Below are 19,849 nucleotides of genomic sequence, written 5' to 3'. Positions count from 1 at the left end.
TCACCTGGGCCGCGCACGCCGAGGGGCGCTGTTTCACGTGAAACAGCGCCCCTCGGTGCAGTCGTTCGGTAGTGCTCCGAAAGGTCGGGCCGCCGGGCTTCATCGACGCGCGCTATGGCACTTCGATCGCGCGGCTCCACAGAAACATCAGTACGGCAACGATGGCGTAGAGCGCGCCCACCCCGATCACCACTGCGGCGGACCGGCCGTCGGGAGGCAGAACCACGGCGGACACCGCGGCTGCGCCCACGAATGCCACGTTGAACAGCACGTCGTACAGGGAGAAGACGCGGCCGCGGAAGGAATCGTCCACCGAGGTCTGCACCACCGTGTCCGTCGCGATCTTCGCTCCCTGGGTGACGAGCCCAAGGACGAATGCTGCGACCAGTATCGGCCGCGGGGCGAACCACAGGCCGAGGGCGGGCTCGAGAACGGCCGCCGCGGCGGCGCAGGACGCTATCCAACGGAATCGGCCCAGCCGCCCCACGGCCCAGGGGGTCAGTACCGCCGCCGCGAAGAACCCCGCGCCGGAGGCCGCCACTGCCAGTCCGAGCAGGGCCAGGCCGTCGGACTCGCTGTCGGACCAGGTGTACCGGCACAGCATCAGCACGGTCACGGTCAGTGCTCCGTAGCAGAAACGGAACACGGTGATGGCGGCCAGCGCTCGCGTGGCGTGCCGTCGTTCCGCAAGATGACGCAGTCCGTCGACGAGCCCCCACGCGGTGGTGGACAGGGTGTCCCTCAGGCGGAGCCGACTGCCGTTCGTGTCGGGGCCGAGGAGTCCGGTAGCAAGGGGCAGGGACGCCAGCGCCGAAGCGAGATAGAGCGCTGCGCCCAGCAGCACCACGGCTGCGTCCGAGTCCGCCGCAACCAGGCGGACGGCGAAGGCGAGGCCGCCGCCGGCCGTGGCGGCGAGCGTGCCCGCGGTCGGTGAGAGCGAGTTGGCCATGACCAGCCGCTCCCTGTCGACGACGCGCGGCAGAGCGGCCGAGAGGCCGGCCAGTACAAAGCGGTTGACCGCGGTGACACACAGCGCGGAGGCGTAGAAGAGCCAGTCGGGCGCGGAGCCCAGAATCAGCAGAGCGGTGCAGCAGGCAAGGGCGGCCCGGAGCAGATTGCCGTACAGAAAGACCTGGCGGCGCGGCCAGCGGTCCAGCAGGACGCCTGCGAACGGGCCGACGAGCGAGTACGGCAGCAGCAGGACGGCCATCGCGGAGGCAATGGCTCCCGCCGATGCCTGTTTCTCGGGGGAGAAGACGACGTGCGCGGCCAGGGCGACCTGGTATACGCCGTCGGCCGACTGGGAGAGAAGCCGTACGGCGAGCAGACGACGGAAGTTCCGAAGGCGCAGGAGTATGCGCAGATCACGTACGACGGGCATGTGGGCAAGGGTCACATATGTTGAGGGTCCCCGGGCGGATTGCCCGGGGACCCTCAACGACGTGGAGGAGAAGGAGCGTTGCCGCTCATCGCCCCGCCACGGTCATGCGCCGTTCGCGGTTGCGTCAGCGCTCGACGTCGCCGTTGATGAACTTCTCGACGTTCTCACGGGCCTCGTCGTCGAAGTACTGAACCGGCGGGGACTTCATGAAGTACGAGGACGCGGAGAGGATCGGGCCACCGATGCCACGGTCCTTGGCGATCTTCGCGGCACGCACGGCGTCGATGATGACACCGGCCGAGTTCGGGGAGTCCCACACCTCGAGCTTGTACTCCAGGTTCAGCGGGACGTCACCGAAGGCGCGGCCCTCAAGTCGCACGTACGCCCACTTGCGGTCGTCCAGCCAGGCCACGTAGTCCGACGGACCGATGTGGACGTTGTCCGCACCGAGCTCGCGGTCACGGATCTGCGAGGTGACGGCCTGCGTCTTGGAGATCTTCTTGGACTCGAGGCGCTCACGCTCGAGCATGTTCTTGAAGTCCATGTTGCCGCCGACGTTCAGCTGCATCGTGCGGTCCAGGACGACGCCCCGGTCCTCGAAGAGCTTCGCCATCACGCGGTGCGTGATGGTGGCGCCGACCTGGGACTTGATGTCGTCGCCGACGATCGGGACGCCGGCCTCGGTGAACTTGTCCGCCCACTCCTTGGTGCCGGCGATGAAGACCGGGAGAGCGTTGACGAACGCGACCTTGGCGTCGATGGCGCACTGCGCGTAGAACTTCGCAGCGACCTCGGAACCGACGGGCAGGTAGCAGACGAGAACGTCGACCTGCTTGTCCTTGAGGATCTGGACGATGTCGACCGGGGCCTCGGTCGACTCCTCGATGGTCTCGCGGTAGTACTTGCCGAGGCCGTCGTGCGTGTGGCCGCGCTGGACGGTCACACCGGTGTTCGGAACGTCAGCGATCTTGATGGTGTTGTTCTCGCTGGCGCCGATGGCGTCCGCGAGGTCGAGGCCGACCTTCTTCGCGTCGACGTCGAAGGCGGCGACGAACTCGACGTCACGCACGTGGTAGTCGCCGAACTGGACGTGCATCAGGCCGGGCACCTTGCCGGCCGGATCGGCGTCCTTGTAGTACTCGACGCCCTGCACCAGCGAGGCGGCGCAGTTGCCCACGCCGACGATGGCTACGCGAACCGAACCCATTCCGGTTGCTCCCTGTGTTGAGTGTTCTCGGTGATTCCGATGAAGGCCCTGCGGAAGTGCCGGGACTTCACTTGGCGGTGTCGTCGGACGGATCCGGCGGGGAGTTATCCCGGTGCCGGGGCAGGCCGTCCGTCTCCCCTGCGGTGTTCTGCTGAGCGGAGCTCTCGGGCGAGGATCGTCGCTGATCCCGTCCCGACCGCTCGCTCTCGATGAGCTCGTTCAGCCAGCGCACTTCGCGCTCCACGGACTCCATGCCGTGTCGCTGCAGCTCAAGTGTGTAGTCGTCGAGTCGTTCGCGGGTGCGTGCCAGCGAGGCACGCATCCTCTCCAGGCGTTCCTCCAGGCGGCTGCGGCGGCCCTCCAGGACGCGCATCCGCACCTCGTGCTCCGTCTGCCCGAAGAAGGCGAAGCGGGCTGCGAAATGCTCGTCCTCCCAGGAGTCGGGGCCGGTGTGCGAGAGCAGCTCCTCGAAGTGCTCCTTACCTTCCGCCGTCAGCCGGTAGACGATCTTGGCGCGGCGTCCTGCCAGTGAGGATGCCGGGGCGACCGCGCGGCCGGCGGCGGGCGGAGCCTCCGCCGGAGCGCTTCCCGGCTCCTCGATCAACCAACCGCTGGCCACCAGCGTCTTGAGGCAGGGGTAGAGGGTGCCGTAGCTGAAGGCGCGGAAGATCCCCAACGAGGTGTTGAGACGCTTGCGCAGCTCGTACCCGTGCATGGGGGACTCGCGGAGCAGACCGAGTACGGCGAATTCGAGGATGCCTGAGCGTCTGCTCAACTTCTCCTCCTCCTTCTCCGAGTGCTCCTGCGGAACTCTATGCCGAGCTGATGTATCGACTCGATACATCAGGACGATAGATCGCCCACCGCGTTGCGACAAGAGGAGCCATGGTGAACGGCGTCACATCACTAATTCGTAGGAAGCGACTTGCGTTATTTGGGGTGATCTTCCGTCCTAGGCAGGTTTTGACCGTGCGTAGTCTGTGCGGCATGCAGACCGACCGGGAACCGCGAGATGCGTGCGCGCGTCAGTCATCGCGGACCGACCGGATGCACTGTGGATGAGCCTTTCGCAGGGTCCGTCCGTAATTCGGGGGGACCGGATCTCAACTGCCGCTTCCAGGCGCTCTCGCCTGCCCGAGGAGTAGTCGTTCGATGAGCGAGCACCGTCGCAAGACGCCGCAACCGCAAGGTGGCGGACGTGCCGCGGCCAGACGAGCCGCCCAGCAGTCCTCAGGACGCCGCGCAGCTCCGTCACGCGGAGTAACTTCCGAGTCACCGTCCGATCCGTACGGGGACGAGGCTCCGTACGGCGGACGTGCCGAGGCCAGAAGGGCCGCCCAGCGCGGCGGCGGAAACCGGCGCGCCGCCGAGGGGGGTGGCGCGGGTCACGGCGGTGGCGGCGGCCGACGTCGCGGTGGCGGGGACGGCGGCCACGAGGGCCCCGGCCGGGGACGCGGGCGCGGTAATCAGCGTCCCGTCAAGAAGCGGTTCATCGACTACCCGCGCGCCGGCAAGTACGGATTCCGGCGCTGGATGCCGTCCTGGAGGCTGGTCTCCAGCCTGTGCATCGGCTTCCTCGGCCTTCTCATGGGCCTCGCCGGTCTCGCCTACGCGATGGTCGCGACGCCCAAGGTGAAGGACGCGGCGACAGCGCAGAACAACGTCTACTACTGGGCGAACGGCAAGCAGATGATCGCCACGGGCGGCGCCGCCAACCGTCAGGAGATCAGCTACAGCCAGATCCCCGAGGAGATGCGGAACGCCGTCATCTCGGCGGAGAACAAGTCGTTCGAGACCGACAGGGGCATCGACCCCATGGGTATCGCCCGGGCCTTCTACAACATGGCCAAGGGCGGTGAGACGCAGGGCGGCTCGACCATCACCCAGCAGTACGTGAAGAACTCCCGTCTCTCCCAGGAGCAGACGCTGAGCCGGAAGTTCGAAGAGCTCTTCATCACGCTCAAGGTCGGCAAGACCGAGTCCAAGCAGAAGATCATGGCCGGCTACCTGAACATTTCGTACTACGGCCGCGGCGCGTCGGGCCTCCAGGCAGCGGCTCGTACGTACTACGACAAGGACGCCACGGATCTCAACGCGAGCGAGTGCGCCTTCCTGGCCACTCTGCTCAAGGGCGCGACCTACTACGACCCGGCCGGCGCACCCGAGATTGATCGCGTGCAGGCGACCGCGGCGAAGAACAAGGCCCGGGCGGTGAAGCGGTGGCGCTGGATCCTCGACGAGGAGGTGAAGGACGGCCGGCTGAGCCAGGCGGAGCGTGCCAAGTACACCGAGTTCCCCATGCCGAAGCCGCCCAAGCAGAACGCGCAGCTCGGCGGTCAGACCGGCTATCTGGTGGATCTCGCCCGGAAGAACTTCCTGAACACCAACCCGGATGTCACCCCCGAGGAGCTCTCCCGGGGCGGCTACGAGATCTACACCACCTTCGACCAGAAGAAGGTCAACAAGCTCAACGCCGCGGTCAAGAAGGTCTACGACAACAAGATCGACGCGAAGAAGCGGCCCGGGACGGACACGCATGTCCAGTTCGGCGGCGCGTCGGTGGATCCGAAGACCGGCGCGATCCGTGCGATCTACGGTGGCCAGGACGCGACGACGCACTACACCGACAACGCCGACACCACGGGAGCGCAGGTCGGTTCGACCTTCAAGCCGTTCGTGCTGGCCGCGGCGATGCAGTACGGCAGGCGTGACCCGAAGCTCCCGGAGGTGCAGGACGAGTCGCAGCGGAAGCTCGTCTCGCCGAAGAGCGTCTACAACGCCGACGACATGCTGAAGATCAAGAAGTACAACGGCGAGGTCTGGACCGCCAAGAACGGCAAGGAGTGGCTGCAGTCCAACGACGGCCACGAGTCGAGGGGGAACATCACCCTTCGGGAAGCCATGCAGTGGTCCGCCAACTCCCCGTACGTTCAGCTCGGCATGGACGTCGGCACCGACAAGGTGAAGGACGCCGCCGTCGCCGCGGGTCTGCGCGACGACGCCTCCATGGCCAATTCGACCGTTCCCTCGTTCTCCATCGGTACGTCCCAGCCCAGCGCGATCCGGATGGCGGGGGCATACGGCACCTTCGCCACCAGCGGTATGCAGAACGACCCCTACTCGGTCAGTCAGGCCAAGTTCAAGGGCGAGGTGATCTATCAGCACGAGAAGAAGTCCAAGCGGGCCTTCCCCAACGCCGTCGCCGACAACGTCACCGATGTTCTGAAGAACGTCGTCGAGCACGGAACCGGTACGCCTGCCCGGCTTCCGGGCCGTGACGTCGCGGGCAAGACCGGTACGACGGACAACAACCTGTCCGCCTGGTTCGTGGGCTACACCCCGCAGCTGTCGACCGCGATCAGCATGTACCGGTACGACGACAACGAGAAGCACAAGCACCGTAAGTTCGAGAAGATGTACGGCACGGGTGGCGAGAAGACGATCCACGGTGCTTCGTTCCCGGCCCAGATCTGGCACGACTACATGGCTGAAGCGCTGAAGGGCGCGCCCGTCCTGAGCTTCCCGAAGCCGGAGGAATGGGGCGAGACGCTGTACGGCGGTGGCGCCAGCAGCCCGTCGCCGACGCCGAGCGTCGTCCCCTCGGAGACCCCCTCCAGCACCCCCTCCACGTCGCCCTCGCCGACCCCCACCCCCGACCCGACCGACACCTGCGGCACGTGGGACTGGAAGTGCCAGAACAACAACGGCGGTACCAGTGCGGGTACGGACACCGGGGGCACCTCCACCGGAACCACCGCCGGGGGAACCGACACCGGCGGAACCGGAGGCACCGACACCGGAACCACGACCGGTTCGACGACGGACGGCGGTACCTCCAGCACCGGCGGCAACGGCACCAGCAACGGGAACGGAAACGGCAACGGCGGCTTCTTCGGAGGACCGGCCGGCTGACCCCGGCGGGCACGTGCGCCGTCCGAACGGCGTCGAGAAGCCCGCGGACACACCATCGGGCGCAGCTGTGAGGCGCCACCGGGCCGCCGCACCACCAGGTGCGGCGGCCCCCGCCGTTTTCCACAGTCCCGTACGGCAGGATGTGCGGCATGCCAAGCGCAGAGGACACGAGCGTGCACCAGGAACGGCCCGTCGTACGGCCCACGCACCAGGACGAGATCGCCGCGGCCGGCAGCGAGCTGATCGGCGGGCCGTCCGGGCGCTGGGCGCGGCTCGGTGCGGGACCTCTGACACCCGTGCGGGTCGTTGCGCTGGTGGCGATCGGGATGTTCGCCCTCGGCATGGTGCAGAAGATGCCCTGCTACAACTGGGCGTGGTTCAGGGGCGCCAGCTCGCAGTACACACACGCCTGCTACTCCGACATCCCGCATCTCTTCGTGGGACGTGGCTTCGCGGACGGCCTGGTGCCGTACTTCGACCGGCTGACCGACGACATGCATTATCTGGAGTACCCCGTCCTGACGGGTGTGTTCATGCAGATCGCGTCGTGGCTGACGCCCGGTGGCTCCATCCAGTACCGCGAGCAGATGTACTGGATGGTCAACGCGGGCATGCTGATGATCTGCGCCGCGGTCATGGTGGTGTGCGTCGCCCGTACGCACCGGCGCCGTCCGTGGGACGGGTTGCTGGTCGCGCTCGCACCGTCCTTCGCGCTCACCGCGACGATCAACTGGGACCTGCTGGCCGTCGCCCTGACGGCCGCGGCGATGCTCATGTGGTCCCGGAAGCGGGCGCTGGCGTTCGGCGTCCTCATCGGGCTGGCCACGGCCGCCAAGCTCTATCCCGCGCTCCTGCTGGGGCCGCTCTTCCTGCTGTGCTGGCGGGCGGGCAAGTGGCGGGAGTTCGCCGTGGCGACGCTCGGGGCGGCTGCGGCCTGGCTCGTGGTGAACCTGCCGGTGATGGTGTTCGCACCCGAGGGATGGAAGAAGTTCTACACCTTCAGCCATGAGCGGCCGCTCGACTTCGGGTCGTTCTGGCTGGTCATCTCGCAGCGCACCGGCATGTCCATCCAGGTCGACACGGTGAACACCGTCTCGACGCTGCTGATGATCTTCCTGTGCGCGTGCCTGATGGGGCTGACGCTGATGGCCCCGCGCCGGCCCCGCTTCGCTCAGCTGGCCTTTCTGGTCGTCGCGGTGTTCATCCTCACCAACAAGGTCTACTCACCGCAGTACGTCCTCTGGCTGATCCCCCTGGCGGCGCTGGCCAGGCCGCGTTGGCGGGACTTCCTGATCTGGCAGGCATGCGAGGTCATGTACTTCCTCGGGATCTGGATGTACCTGGCGTACACGTCGAGCGGCGACAAGCACCAGGGGCTGCCGACCGAGGGGTACCAGCTGGCGATCATCCTGCACCTGCTGGGCACGCTCTACCTCTGCGCCGTGGTCGTGCGGGACATCCTGATGCCGGAGCGGGACGTCGTACGCGTCGACGGGTCGGACGATCCGTCGGGTGGGGTGCTGGACGGGGCCAAGGACGTCTTCGTGCTGGGGCACGCGGCTGCACATCCGCCGCGGCACGCCGCACCCGTGGTCGAGGGGCCACGGGTGGAGTGGGGTGCGGCGCACGGACCGGCCGCAGACTGAACAGGGCCTCGCCGAGGGTCCGGAAACCCTTGGCGAGGCCCTGGCCCCAGCGGTGTCGAGCCGGTTCGGCCCGTTGCCTCAGTTGTCGACGAGACGGTCGAACTGCGTGGTCGTGTGGCGCAGGTGGGCCACCAGCTCGTCGCCGACCCTCGGCTCCTGCGCGTCCGCGGGCACGAACAGGATCGACACCTGCATGTGCGGCGGCTCGGCGAACCAGCGCTGCTTGCCCGCCCAGACGAACGGTGACAGGTTGCGGTTGACGGTGGCCAGGCCGGCGCGGGCGACGCCCTTGGCGCGCGGCATGACGCCGTGCAGGGCCTTCGGGGCCTCCAGGCCCACGCCGTGCGACGTACCGCCCGCGACGACCACCAGCCAGCCGTCGGAGGCGGCCTTCTGCTGGCGGTAGCCGAAACGGTCACCCTTGGAGACGCGCGTGACGTCGAGCACGGCGCCCCGGTACTCCGTCGCGTCGTGGTCGCCGAGCCACAGCCGCGTGCCGATCCGGGCGCGGAAGCGGGTCTGCGGGAACTGCTGCTGCAGCCGGGCCAGTTCCTCGGCCCGCAGATGGCTGACGAACATGGTGTGCAGCGGCAGCCGGGCCGCGCGCAGGCGGTCCATCCAGCCGATGACCTCCTCGACCGCGTCCGAGCCGTCCGCGCGGTCCAGCGGCAGGTGCAGGGCGAAGCCTTCGAGGCGTACGTCCTCGATGGCGGCGTGCAGCTGCCCCAGTTCCTCCTCCTTGACGCCATGGCGCTTCATCGAGCTCATGCACTCGATGACGACCCGGGCGCCGACCAGCGCGTGCACACCGTCCACGGAGGAGACCGACCGGATGACCCGGTCGGGGAGCGGCACCGGCTCCTCGCCCCGCCGGAACGGGGTGAGGACCAGCAGATCGCCGCTGAACCAGTCCTTTATGCGGGCGGCCTCGTACGTGGTGCCGACAGCGAGGGTGTCGGAGCCGAAACGGATCGCCTCGTCGGCCAGCCGCTCGTGTCCGAAGCCGTATCCGTTGCCCTTGCAGACCGGGACGAGGCCGGGGAACTGGTCGAGGACGGATTTCTGGTGCGCCCGCCAGCGCGCGGTGTCGACGTAGAGGGAGAGCGCCATGGCCGGTCCGGAACCTTTCTGGTGGCTGCGGTGTATCAGAGGTATGAGGAGCTTGGTGCAGTGCCTATTGAAACGAATGAAGCCGGTTTCGTCAGCGACGCGACATGTAGATGTCGAGCGCCTTGTGCAGCAGCTTGTTGAGCGGGAAGTCCCACTCGCCCAGGTATTCGGCCGCCTGGCCGCCGGTGCCGACCTTGAACTGGATCAGGCCGAAGAGGTGGTCGGTCTCGTCCAGGGAGTCGGAGATGCCACGCAGGTCGTAGACGGTGGCGCCCATGGCGTACGCATCGCGCAGCATCCGCCACTGCATTGCGTTCGAGGGCCGGACCTCGCGCTTGTGGTTGGCGGACGCTCCGTACGAGTACCAGACGTGACCGCCGACGATCAGCATGGTCGCGGCCGCGACGTTCTCCCCCTCGTGCCGGGCGAAGTAGAGCCGCATCCGGTTGGGGTCCTCGGTGTTGAGCGCCGTCCACATGCGCTGGAAGTAACCCAGCGGGCGCGGCCGGAAGTGATCCCGCTCCGCCGTGATCTCGTACAGCCGCTGCCACTCGGCGAGCTCGTCGTAGCTGCCCTGCACGACCTCGACACCGGCCTTCTCGGCCTTCTTGATGTTGCGGCGCCAGAGCTGGTTGAAGCCCTTGTGGACGTCCTCGAGCGAACGGTTCGCCAGCGGCACCTGGAAGATGTAGCGCGGCTGTACGTCACCGAATCCGGCGCCGCCGTCCTCGCCCTGCTGCCAGCCCATCTTCCGCAGCCGGTCCGCGACTTCGAAGGCGCGCGGCTCGATGTGCGTGGCCTCGACATCGCGCAGACGCTTGACGTCCGGGTCCTGGATCCCGGACTTGATGGCGGCAGCGTCCCAGCGGCGGATGACGACCGGGGGCCCCATCTTCACCGAGAAGGCGCCCTGTTGCTTGAGGTGAGCCAGCATCGGCTGAAGCCAGTCGTCCAGGTTCGGGGCGTACCAGTTGATGACCGGGCCCTCGGGGAGGTACGCGAGATACCGCTTGATCTTGGGCAACTGCCGGTAGAGCACCAGGCCCGCGCCCACGAGCAGGCCGCTCTTGTCGAACCAGCCCAGGCTTTCCGAGCGCCATTCGGCCTTCACATCAGCCCATGCCGGGACCTGCATGTGACTCGCCGCGGGCAGACTCTGGATGTACGCCAGATGCTGCTCTCGGCTGATGGTCCTCAAGGTCAGGCTCATGCGGGGCGCTCCTCGGCAGGTGTGTCCCCATCGGTCAGGGGCTCCGGCTCTCGCGCCGAAGCCTACTGCGAGCGGGGAGCGCCCTGTCTGGCCCTATGGGACCTTGCCCGCACGGCGGGGCCCGGCGGCCGGACCCACCAGGACCTCGGCGGTCCCGGTGGGCGTGGGCCGCCGAGGTCCTGGTGGCCGTACGGGCCGGGCGGGATCAGCCGACCACGCCGCCGAACAGGCCCCCGTGGGCCATGCCGAGGAAGAATCCGATGGCGGAGGCGCCCATGCCGAGGATCAGCGGGAACCGTTCACGTGTGGTCACGGAGATGTACTGCCCGTAGCCACCGGCGAGGATCCCGATCAGTCCGGCCCACGAACTGAGCAGATGCAGGCTGTGGAACATCGCCGTGACGAAGGCGATGACGCCGAGGACCACCGTCACCGCCACCAGGGTGTCCTGGAGCGGGTGGGGCCTGCCGTCCGTGGCGAGGAGAGAGACGGCGGGACGGGATCGCGTTGTCTGTGCCATGGAGTGCCTCCTGGCGGAAAAGGCGGCGCACCGTGGCGCCGCTCACACCCGATGTGTACAGATTGCGTCTCCTGAGCACCGGATTTCAACCGGAAGCCGGTGTGCGGGTACTCTGTACGGTCTGCACCGGTGTCTGCCCAGGCCAGTACGGAACAGCCCCTCCTCGACGGAGGGCGTTGTCAGTGGCGGCTGTTTTACTCGGAGACACTGTTGCTTACGCATCACGACCCTCCTGCCACGGAACGACCGTGGCCGCTGAGTCCAAAGGAGGTGGGTTCCACATGCGTCACTACGAGGTGATGGTCATCCTCGACCCCGATCTTGAGGAGCGCGCTGTCTCCCCGTTGATCGAGAACTTCCTCTCCGTCGTCCGCGAGGGCAACGGAAAGGTTGAGAAGGTCGACACCTGGGGCCGTCGTCGTCTCGCTTACGAGATCAAGAAGAAGCCCGAGGGCATCTACTCGGTCATCGATCTGCAGGCCGAGCCTGCGATCGTCAAGGAGCTCGACCGCCAGATGAACCTGAACGAGTCGGTCCTCCGGACCAAGGTCCTCCGTCCCGAGATCCACTGAGCATCTAGCTCAGCGGTCATCGGGTTCGAGTAGCAGCAAGCAGCCAGAAGCAATCCCCGCCGAGAGGTTCACCCATGGCAGGCGAGACCGTCATCACGGTCGTCGGCAATCTCGTCGACGACCCCGAGCTGCGCTTCACCCCGTCCGGTGCGGCGGTCGCGAAGTTCCGTGTCGCGTCCACTCCCCGCATCTTCGACCGGCAGACCAATGAGTGGAAGGACGGCGAAGGCCTGTTCCTCACCTGCTCGGTCTGGCGGCAGGCGGCGGAGAACGTCGCCGAGTCGCTCCAGCGAGGCATGCGCGTTGTCGTGCAGGGCCGGCTGAAGCAGCGGTCGTACGAAGACCGCGAGGGCGTGAAGCGCACGGTCTACGAGCTGGACGTCGAGGAAGTCGGCCCCAGTCTCAAGAGCGCCACGGCCAAGGTCACCAAGACCACCGGTCGCGGTGGCCAGGGCGGCCAGGGTGGTTACGGCGGTGGCCAGCAGGGCGGCGGCAACTGGGGCGGCGGTCCCGGTGGCGGCGGTCAGCAGGGCGGCGGCGGTGCTCCCGCCGACGACCCGTGGGCCACTGGCGCGCCGGCCGGCGGCGGCCAGCAGGGCGGGGGTCAGCAGGGCGGCGGAGGCGGTTGGGGCGGAAGCTCCGGCGGTTCCGGCGGCTCTGGCGGCGGCTACTCGGACGAGCCTCCCTTCTAGGGAAGCTCGTACCCCCACTTCTTGATCACACAGGAGAAACACCATGGCGAAGCCGCCTGTGCGCAAGCCTAAGAAGAAGGTCTGCGCTTTCTGCAAGGACAAGACCCAGTACGTGGACTACAAGGACACGAACATGCTGCGGAAGTTCATTTCCGACCGCGGCAAGATCCGTGCCCGCCGCGTTACCGGCAACTGCACGCAGCACCAGCGTGACGTCGCCACGGCAGTCAAGAACAGCCGTGAGATGGCGCTGCTGCCCTACACGTCCACCGCGCGATAAGGGAAGGGTGACCGAAAAATGAAGATCATCCTCACCCACGAGGTCTCTGGCCTCGGCACTGCCGGCGACGTCGTCGACGTCAAGGACGGGTACGCCCGTAACTACCTGGTCCCGCGTGGCTTTGCCATCCGCTGGACCAAGGGTGGCGAGAAGGACGTGGCGCAGATCCGCCGCGCCCGCAAGATCCACGAGATCGCGACGATCGAGCAGGCCAACGAGATCAAGGCCAAGCTCGAGGCCGTGAAGGTCCGTCTGGCTGTTCGCTCCGGCGACGCCGGCCGCCTCTTCGGCTCCGTCACCCCGGCCGACATCGCTTCGGCGATCAAGGCTGCCGGTGGCCCGGACGTCGACAAGCGTCGCGTCGAGCTCGGTTCGCCGATCAAGACGCTCGGCGGGCACCAGGTGTCCGTGCGCCTGCACCCCGAGGTTGCGGCGAAGCTCGGCATCGAGGTCATTGCTGCCTAAGGGCATAGCTCATCAGAGCAGGTGAAGGGCCGCATCCCACGGGATGCGGCCCTTCGTCGTTTCACGTGAAACCGGCTGGCCGGCGGCTCTTCAGCGGGTGGCTCCGGTGACGAGCCACCTGCCGGAGCGGGTGCGCAGCCACAGCGTGGCCATGCGGACCGTCATCATCAGTGCCATCGCCCACCACAGCGCGGCCAGGCCGCCGCCGAACGAGGGCACGAGCAGGGCGACCGGAGCGAAGACGGCCAGGGTGATCAGCATCGCCCGGGCGAGGTACCGGCCGTCGCCGGCGCCCATCAGTACGCCGTCCAGGACGAAGACCACGCCCGCGATCGGCTGACACAGGGCCACCACCAGCAAGGCCGGGAGAAGGGTGTCCTGTACGGCCTGATCGCCTGTGAACAAGGGGACGAACAGGGGGCAGGCGAGCACGATCAGAACCCCGAGCGCCACACCTGAGGCGATGCCCCACTGGACCATGCGCCGACACGCCTCGCGAGCGCCCTCGGCGTCGTCGGCTCCCAGGTAGCGGCCGATGATGGCCTGCCCGGCGATGGCAATGGCATCGAGGGCGAAGGCCATCAGGCTCCACAGGGAGAGGATGATCTGGTGGGCGGCGATATCTGTGTCGCCCAGCCGTGCGGCGACGGCGGTGGCGATCATCAGGACGGCGCGGAGGGACAGCGTACGGACCAGCAGGGGGACGCCTGCGTGGGCGCCGGCCATGATTCCCGCCGCGTCCGGGCGCAGTGATGCGCCATGGCGGCGGGCTCCTCGTACCACCACGGTCAGATAGGCGGCAGCCATGCCGACCTGCGCAATCACCGTTCCCCAGGCCGAACCGGCGATACCGAGACCGGCGCCGTAGACGAGCCCTGCGTTGAGTGCGCCGTTGGCCGCGAAGCCTCCGATGGCGACATACAGCGGGGTCCGGGTGTCCTGCAGGCCACGGAGTGCACCGGTCGCGGCCATCACGATCAGCATGGCGGGGATGCCGAGGCTGGATATCCGCAGATAGGTGGTGGCATAGGGTGCCGCGGTGTCGGAGGCGCCGAAGAGATTGACGAGCGAGGGAGCGGTGGGAAGCGTCACGGCGATGACGGCCACGCCGAGGAGCATGGCCAGCCAGATTCCATCCACACTCTGTCGTATCGCGGAGGCGAGATCGCCCGCGCCGACCCGGCGTGCGACGGCTGCCGTGGTGGCGTAGGCGAGAAAGACGAAAACGCTCACCGCGGTGGTCAGCAGAGCCGCTGCGACGCCCAGGCCGGCCAGCTGCGGTGTGCCGAGATGGCCGACGATGGCGCTGTCGACCATGACGAAGAGTGGCTCGGCGACGAGCGCGCCGAAGGCGGGAACGGCGAGTGCGACGATCTCGCGATCGTGCCGTCGGCGACTCAAACGCGAGGTCATGGGGGCCTGGGTCATGAGGGTCAATCTAATCTTCCACAGGTAACAGATGCAATGCGTACGTGGTCCTTACATTTGCTGAGGCGTCGTGTTCTCCTGTGCGCGGTTTGCCGTGATCTTGGGCCGACTCGGAAAGTTTTTCTCCCCCACAGCCCGTGGATGGAGAAAAGGCAGGTCAGCGCTGTGGTGAGGGCGGGGTTATGAGTTTGTCCACAGTGCTGTCCCCCGCTCCGTGCACAGGTTCCGCCGAGTTCTCCACAGCATCTGATCCGTCGTCCACATGCCCTGTGGATAACCAGATTGGCTGACGGTGCCGAGCGGCCTAACGTGGACCGGCGCCCACACCCCGTTTCATCCCTGGAATCCGCAGAACTTGATGCGTCGGAACCGGAGTCGAGCGTCTTGTTTGTCGGTGCTGTGCCGTAAGAAAGAGTGGCATGGCGAGGGTCCGCGGAGCGGACGGGAGGAGGTGGCGCGGTGAGCATTCCCGAGCCTTTGGACGACCCCTGGGCGGACACCGGTCCCAGTGACCGTCTGCCCGTGTCCCGCCAGCGCCGCGGCGAAGGCAGGGACCGCGGTGAGCAGCACGACCGCGGCAGGGAGAGCAGCGGCTGGGACGGCGGATCACCCGGCTTCGAGCGCGTACCGCCTCAGGATCTGGATGCCGAGCAGTCGGTCCTCGGCGGCATGCTCCTCTCCAAGGACGCCATCGCCGACGTCGTGGAGATCATCAAGGGGCACGACTTCTACCGCCCTGCCCATGAAACCGTCTTCCAGGCGATCCTCGACCTCTATGCCAAGGGTGAGCCCGCCGACCCGATCACGGTTGCGGCCGAGCTGGTCAAGCGCGGCTCGATCACCAAGGTGGGTGGCGCCCCCTATCTGCACACGCTCGTCCAGTCCGTGCCGACCGCGGCCAACGCGTCGTACTACGCGGAGATCGTCCACGAGCGGGCTGTCCTGCGGCGGCTCGTCGAGGCCGGCACGAAGATCACGCAGATGGGATACGCGGCCGACGGCGATGTCGACGAGATCGTCAACTCCGCGCAGGCAGAGATCTACGCCGTCACGGAGCAGCGGACCAGCGAGGACTACCTGCCGCTGGGCGACATCATGGAGAGCGCACTCGACGAGATCGAGGCGATCGGCTCGCGCTCCGGCGAAATGACCGGTGTGCCGACCGGCTTCACCGACTTCGACGCCCTGACCAACGGTCTGCACCCGGGTCAGATGATCGTCATCGCGGCGCGTCCGGCCATGGGTAAGTCCACGCTGGCCCTGGACTTCGCCCGGGCCGCTTCGATCAAGAACAACCTGCCCAGCGTGATCTTCTCCCTCGAAATGGGGCGCAACGAGATCGCGATGCGGCTGCTGTCCGCCGAGGCGCGGGTGGCACTGCACCACATGCGTTCGGGCACGATGACCGACGAGGACTGGACGCGGCTCGCCCGCCGGATGCCGGACGTCTCCGCCGCACCGCTGTACATCGACGATTCGCCGAACCTGTCGATGATGGAGATCCGGGCGAAGTGCCGTCGTCTGAAGCAGCGGAACGACATCAAGCTGGTCATCATCGACTATCTGCAGCTGATGCAGTCCGGTGGTTCCAAGCGTGCCGAGAGCCGACAGCAGGAAGTCTCGGACATGTCCCGAAACCTCAAGCTGCTCGCGAAGGAACTGGAGCTTCCGGTTATCGCCCTGTCCCAGCTGAACCGTGGTCCGGAGCAGCGTACGGACAAGAAGCCCATGGTCTCCGACCTGCGTGAATCCGGTTCCATCGAGCAGGACGCCGACATGGTGATCCTGCTGCACCGTGAGGACGCGTACGAGAAGGAGTCGCCGCGAGCGGGCGAGGCGGACCTGATGGTGGCCAAGCACCGTAACGGTCCTACGGCGACGATCACGGTGGCGTTCCAAGGTCACTACTCACGCTTTGTGGACATGGCGCAGACCTGAGGGTTGCCTGTGTGGGATCTCAGATTCCGTGGCCGAATCTCAGGACCGATGGCCAAGCGATGGCAGATTGGCCACAGTTCTGAGACTGGCAGCCCGTCTCAGAGTGGGAAGGCCACGACCCCGAGACTCTGACCTCCGACCAGTTCGAGGAAGTCTGGGGTCCTGCCCGTCGGCAGATCGCATCCCGGCCCCGCTGACCTCTCGGACCTGCGGGGACTTCTTGGCATCATCGCGACATGACCCCGACCCTTCCCCACACCGTTCGAGCCGTCGACACCGATCAGCTCCTGGACCTGACCCAAGAGGCCGCCACGCACGGCTTCAGTCAGCGGCTCTCGGTCGACTGGCTCCGAGAGCACCTCGCCGCAGAGGCGACGCACTACCTGTTCCCTACGCTCGTGCAGCGGCTCACGCACCGACCCGAGATGCCGTTGCAGTGGAGGTGCCAGCAACTGCTGACAGTCAGGACCGGTGAACAGATCTGGGGTCTGCTCGATGTTCTCCCCGGCACCTTCGACAAACTTCCGGAGACCTTGGACGCCGCGTCCAAGAAGGACATCGTCAGCCGCATCGGGCGAGCAGTGACCGTGCGCGAATGGGCGGAGCGGATGGTTGCTGACGCAGACCCTGAGGAACTGCCACGGGACTGAGACACGAGCACTCGGACATGGGCTGAGACAGCCTAGAAACCCCCTGGTCAGGGCTGTGCTCTATGACACGAGCGGCGAGATCCTACAGCCGGTGTGGGATCCCAGATCCCGTGTTCTCTTCCCACCGGTAGTTCCCCTCTTTGTGAACAGGAGTGCCCGGGTCGTCGTCAGTGTGCGTGGCCGGGGCGGGACCCCAGCGTTCGGCGGCCGGTGAGGCCGCCTCGGGCGCTGACTTTGATCCGGCGGTGCGGCACATCGTCGCCCAGTCATGCCTGCTCAAGGCTGACCTGGATGGCAAGGTCCGCATGCACATCCCGGACCGTCTACTGCTGACGGACGACGGCAACTGCCGCGATTGGCTGTTGGACTCCGACCTGGTGGCCGCCCTGCGGGCTGCCGACCTGGATGGGATGGCACTGGACGATGCTTTCGCGCTGCTTCCGGGGTGTGCCCGACTACTGCTGAAATCGGCGGTGTTGCACCTGCTGTGGTACAGGCAGGTCACGACGGCATCGGACCGGCCGTTGAGCGCGGGGCACATGCTGCGGAGGGCTTCCCGATGACGCTGCCAAGCGACGCTGGTTCAGCGCTGGATGGTGACGACCAACTGCGGCAGCACCCTGCCGACAATGGAGCCAGAAGGGACGCTTCCGCTGCCTACGGCGCCCATCGCACGGTAGAAGGGCTCGGCATTCGGGTCCGCGTCGATCGTGAGCTGGGTGAACCCCAGTGCTCGCGCGGTGGCGACGGTGTGTTCGAACAGGAGGCGACCGATCCCCTGGCCGATGGCCTGCGGCGCGACGAACATCATGCCCAAAACGCCTGTGGGCGGCTCTCCCTCAAGGGTCGTGAAACCCAGGATATGACCGTCCCTGTCAGCCACCGTGGCTCGCCGGCGTGCGACCTCACTTGCGTCAACGGTGAGTTCGTCTCTGCATGCCTCAATGAACTCGGCGTCGTAACCCCAGTGCGCCTTGGAACGAAGCGCCAAGTCACTGAGGATCTCGGCTTCCGTCACCCGCGCCAGCCTGATGAGCACGCTCACCTACGCCCCCCCGTCAGATGTCCGTCCCTCGACCATCCCATTCTGCATCCGCCTGGGGCAGGCCCAGGAGAAAGGCAGAGCCGCACGAGCGGGACTGGGACGAAGCTTGGGGGCGGGACGCATTTCCGGCTGGACGGCGAGACGGTCGAGGCCGTGGATTTCGCCATCCTGGCCACGGGCATGGAGGTCGTCCTCAAGGACGGTTGCGACCGGCCGGCACGGATGTCGGTGCGTGAGCCTGACCTCGGATCGTGCCGAGCTGATCCACGATGGATCGGGTCCGTCTTCCACCGACCTACAGGGGCAGCCCGTGGGTGGCCGGCCAGGAGTGGCTTCCGCGCGCCGCGAAATGAGTCGCCACCGGGCGGCTGCGCAGGTACTTGTTGACCATGACCTACTCCTCAGAAGAGTTGCTTCCCGGTACCCGGCGCGCCCTGCTGCACCGCATCGCCTCCGCGCAGACCGAAGGCCGTACTCCTTCGCTCGTCGCCGCGGTGCAACGGCAGGGCCGGATCGTGTGGGACGGCGCCCGCAGCTGTGTCGACGGCCATGCTCCGGACTCCGATACGCAGTTCAGGATCGGTTCCCTGACCAAGACCTTCACCGCTGTGCTGGTCATGCGGCTCCGTGACGAGGGGCTGCTCGATCTCGGCGACCCGCTGGAGAAGCATCTGCCCGGCACGGCGGTCGGGGGTGTCACCGTCATTCAACTGCTGGCCCACAGCGCGGGACTGAGTGCCGAGTCGCCCGCGCCCTGGTGGGAGCGGACACCGGGCACGCTGCGCCCCGAGCTCGGCGACGTCCTCGGTGAGCAGACGCGGATGCACCCCCCCGGCCGTCGGCACCACTACTCCAACCCCGGCTACACGTTGCTCGGAGCGTTGATCGAGCAGGTGCGGGGCACCTCGTGGGAGGAGGCGCTGCGGCGCGAGATTCTGGAACCGTTGGGCATGCGGCGCACGAGTACTCAGCCGCAGACGCCGCACGCGGGTGGCTGGGCCGTCCACCCCTGGGCCGATGCCATGCTGCCCGAACCGGCCGAGGACCTGGGCCTGATGGCGCCGGCGGGGCAGCTCTGGTCCACTACGGCCGACCTTCTGCGGTTCGCCGCCTTCCTCACCGACGGGGACGACCGGGTGCTGTGTGCGGCGTCGGTGGAGGAGATGCGGCCCCCGGCCGCGCCCTCCGAGTCCGGCGGCAGCGCTGATTACGGTCTCGGTCTGCAGATCCTGCGACAGGACGGCCGCACTCTGCTCGGGCACACCGGCTCGCTGCCGGGCTTCCTGGCCGCGCTCTGGTTCTCCATCGAGGACGACGTGACCGCCGTGGTGCTGACCAACGCCACATCGGGACCGCTCGCGGGTGGGGTCGCCGCAGACCTCGTCGGGATCGTCGCCGAGGCCGAGCCCCGTATCCCGGAGCCGTGGCGCCCGCTGCCCGAGATCGATGGGGACCTCCTCGCGCTGACCGGACCGTGGTACTGGGGTACGCGTCCGAACGTTCTGCGTCTGACCGCCGACCGCGGTCTGGAATTGGGGCCGATGCAAGGTGACGGCCGCGGCGCACGTTTCGTCGCCCGGGCGGACGGCACCTGGATCGGCCTCGACGGGTACTACGCGGGGGAGGTGCTCCGGGTCGTGCGAAACGGCGACGGCGGCGTGAGCCACCTCGATCTGGGATCGTTCGTCTTCACGCGGGAGCCGTACGGTCCTGCGTCGGCCGTTCCCGGCGGAGTGGACGAGGAGGGCTGGCGGGGCCTCACCGGCTGAACGGCCGGTCGGTACGGCCCTGTT

Annotated in this window: 18 protein-coding genes; 10 read left to right on the top strand and 8 right to left on the bottom strand. The window is 67.3% G+C overall.

Annotation, left to right across the window (positions count from 1 at the left end):
* Nucleotides 1-112: 112 nt before the first annotated feature.
* From ACFVXE_RS05930 to ACFVXE_RS05920, 3 genes are all read right to left on the bottom strand, one after another.
* Nucleotides 113-1,381, bottom strand: coding sequence for an MFS transporter (locus ACFVXE_RS05930; protein WP_389669526.1), 1,269 nt, complete (start codon nt 1,379-1,381; stop codon nt 113-115).
* A 124-nt stretch (nt 1,382-1,505) separates the two neighbouring features.
* Entirely contained in the window at nt 1,506-2,588 is a 1,083-nt protein-coding gene (locus ACFVXE_RS05925) for an inositol-3-phosphate synthase (RefSeq protein ID WP_383957939.1), read from the bottom strand.
* A gap of 67 nt (nt 2,589-2,655) precedes the next feature.
* The gene (locus ACFVXE_RS05920) at nt 2,656-3,363 is read right to left on the bottom strand and encodes a helix-turn-helix transcriptional regulator (RefSeq protein WP_389669524.1); all 708 of its coding nucleotides are present in this window, start codon (nt 3,361-3,363) and stop codon (nt 2,656-2,658) included.
* A 377-nt stretch (nt 3,364-3,740) separates the two neighbouring features.
* Here ACFVXE_RS05920 and ACFVXE_RS05915 point away from each other — a divergent pair, with 377 nt between their 5' ends.
* The gene (locus tag ACFVXE_RS05915) at nt 3,741-6,500 is read left to right on the top strand and encodes a transglycosylase domain-containing protein (protein ID WP_389669522.1); all 2,760 of its coding nucleotides are present in this window, start codon (nt 3,741-3,743) and stop codon (nt 6,498-6,500) included.
* A gap of 149 nt (nt 6,501-6,649) precedes the next feature.
* On the top strand, nt 6,650-8,146 hold the full coding sequence (locus ACFVXE_RS05910) for a glycosyltransferase family 87 protein (protein WP_389669520.1): 1,497 nt from the start codon (nt 6,650-6,652) through the stop codon (nt 8,144-8,146).
* A gap of 78 nt (nt 8,147-8,224) precedes the next feature.
* On the opposite strand, the gene ACFVXE_RS05905 is transcribed toward ACFVXE_RS05910, so the two are convergent.
* From ACFVXE_RS05905 to ACFVXE_RS05895, 3 genes are all read right to left on the bottom strand, one after another.
* Nucleotides 8,225-9,256, bottom strand: a complete 1,032-nt coding sequence (locus ACFVXE_RS05905) for an alanine racemase (protein ID WP_389669519.1) — start codon at nt 9,254-9,256, stop codon at nt 8,225-8,227.
* A 91-nt stretch (nt 9,257-9,347) separates the two neighbouring features.
* A complete protein-coding gene (locus tag ACFVXE_RS05900; RefSeq protein WP_389669517.1) occupies nt 9,348-10,466 on the bottom strand; it encodes a lipid II:glycine glycyltransferase FemX in 1,119 nt (372 codons plus the stop codon).
* A 205-nt stretch (nt 10,467-10,671) separates the two neighbouring features.
* On the bottom strand, nt 10,672-10,986 hold the full coding sequence (locus ACFVXE_RS05895; protein WP_389669516.1) for a hypothetical protein: 315 nt from the start codon (nt 10,984-10,986) through the stop codon (nt 10,672-10,674).
* Nucleotides 10,987-11,267: 281 nt separating this feature from the next.
* Here ACFVXE_RS05895 and rpsF point away from each other — a divergent pair, with 281 nt between their 5' ends.
* The 4 genes from rpsF to rplI all read left to right on the top strand — a co-directional run bounded on the left by rpsF (nt 11,268) and on the right by rplI (nt 12,995).
* On the top strand, nt 11,268-11,558 hold the full coding sequence (gene rpsF, locus ACFVXE_RS05890) for a 30S ribosomal protein S6 (RefSeq protein WP_030930552.1): 291 nt from the start codon (nt 11,268-11,270) through the stop codon (nt 11,556-11,558).
* A 74-nt stretch (nt 11,559-11,632) separates the two neighbouring features.
* Nucleotides 11,633-12,250: a single-stranded DNA-binding protein gene (locus tag ACFVXE_RS05885; protein ID WP_389669515.1), complete on the top strand. Its 618-nt coding sequence runs from the start codon at nt 11,633-11,635 to the stop codon at nt 12,248-12,250.
* 43 nt (nt 12,251-12,293) lie between these two features.
* The gene (gene rpsR, locus ACFVXE_RS05880) at nt 12,294-12,530 is read left to right on the top strand and encodes a 30S ribosomal protein S18 (protein ID WP_003967857.1); all 237 of its coding nucleotides are present in this window, start codon (nt 12,294-12,296) and stop codon (nt 12,528-12,530) included.
* A gap of 18 nt (nt 12,531-12,548) precedes the next feature.
* On the top strand, nt 12,549-12,995 hold the full coding sequence (gene rplI, locus ACFVXE_RS05875; RefSeq protein ID WP_389669513.1) for a 50S ribosomal protein L9: 447 nt from the start codon (nt 12,549-12,551) through the stop codon (nt 12,993-12,995).
* 90 nt (nt 12,996-13,085) lie between these two features.
* On the opposite strand, the gene ACFVXE_RS05870 is transcribed toward rplI, so the two are convergent.
* Complete coding sequence (locus ACFVXE_RS05870; protein ID WP_389669512.1) at nt 13,086-14,423, bottom strand: MATE family efflux transporter; 1,338 nt, start codon at nt 14,421-14,423, stop codon at nt 13,086-13,088.
* 459 nt (nt 14,424-14,882) lie between these two features.
* On the opposite strand from ACFVXE_RS05870, the gene dnaB reads away from it, so the two are divergent.
* From dnaB to ACFVXE_RS05855, 3 genes are all read left to right on the top strand, one after another.
* The gene (gene dnaB / locus ACFVXE_RS05865) at nt 14,883-16,361 is read left to right on the top strand and encodes a replicative DNA helicase (protein ID WP_389669510.1); all 1,479 of its coding nucleotides are present in this window, start codon (nt 14,883-14,885) and stop codon (nt 16,359-16,361) included.
* 236 nt (nt 16,362-16,597) lie between these two features.
* Nucleotides 16,598-17,011 carry a hypothetical protein gene (locus tag ACFVXE_RS05860; RefSeq protein WP_389669508.1) on the top strand — a complete coding sequence of 138 codons (414 nt, stop codon included), beginning with the start codon at nt 16,598-16,600 and terminating at the stop codon, nt 17,009-17,011.
* 245 nt (nt 17,012-17,256) lie between these two features.
* Nucleotides 17,257-17,574, top strand: a complete 318-nt coding sequence (locus ACFVXE_RS05855) for a hypothetical protein (protein ID WP_389669506.1) — start codon at nt 17,257-17,259, stop codon at nt 17,572-17,574.
* A gap of 20 nt (nt 17,575-17,594) precedes the next feature.
* On the opposite strand, the gene ACFVXE_RS05850 is transcribed toward ACFVXE_RS05855, so the two are convergent.
* Nucleotides 17,595-18,050: a GNAT family N-acetyltransferase gene (locus ACFVXE_RS05850; RefSeq protein WP_389669550.1), complete on the bottom strand. Its 456-nt coding sequence runs from the start codon at nt 18,048-18,050 to the stop codon at nt 17,595-17,597.
* A gap of 395 nt (nt 18,051-18,445) precedes the next feature.
* Between ACFVXE_RS05850 and ACFVXE_RS05845 the strand changes: the two genes are divergently transcribed.
* Complete coding sequence (locus tag ACFVXE_RS05845) at nt 18,446-19,825, top strand: serine hydrolase domain-containing protein (protein ID WP_389669504.1); 1,380 nt, start codon at nt 18,446-18,448, stop codon at nt 19,823-19,825.
* Nucleotides 19,826-19,849 lie beyond the last annotated feature (24 nt).

Origin of the sequence: Streptomyces sp. NPDC058231, from assembly GCF_042882275.1 — a bacterium.
Lineage (GTDB): Bacteria > Actinomycetota > Actinomycetes > Streptomycetales > Streptomycetaceae > Streptomyces.
Note: the sequence above shows the minus strand (reverse complement) of the source record. Positions and strands in the feature narration are given on the sequence as shown.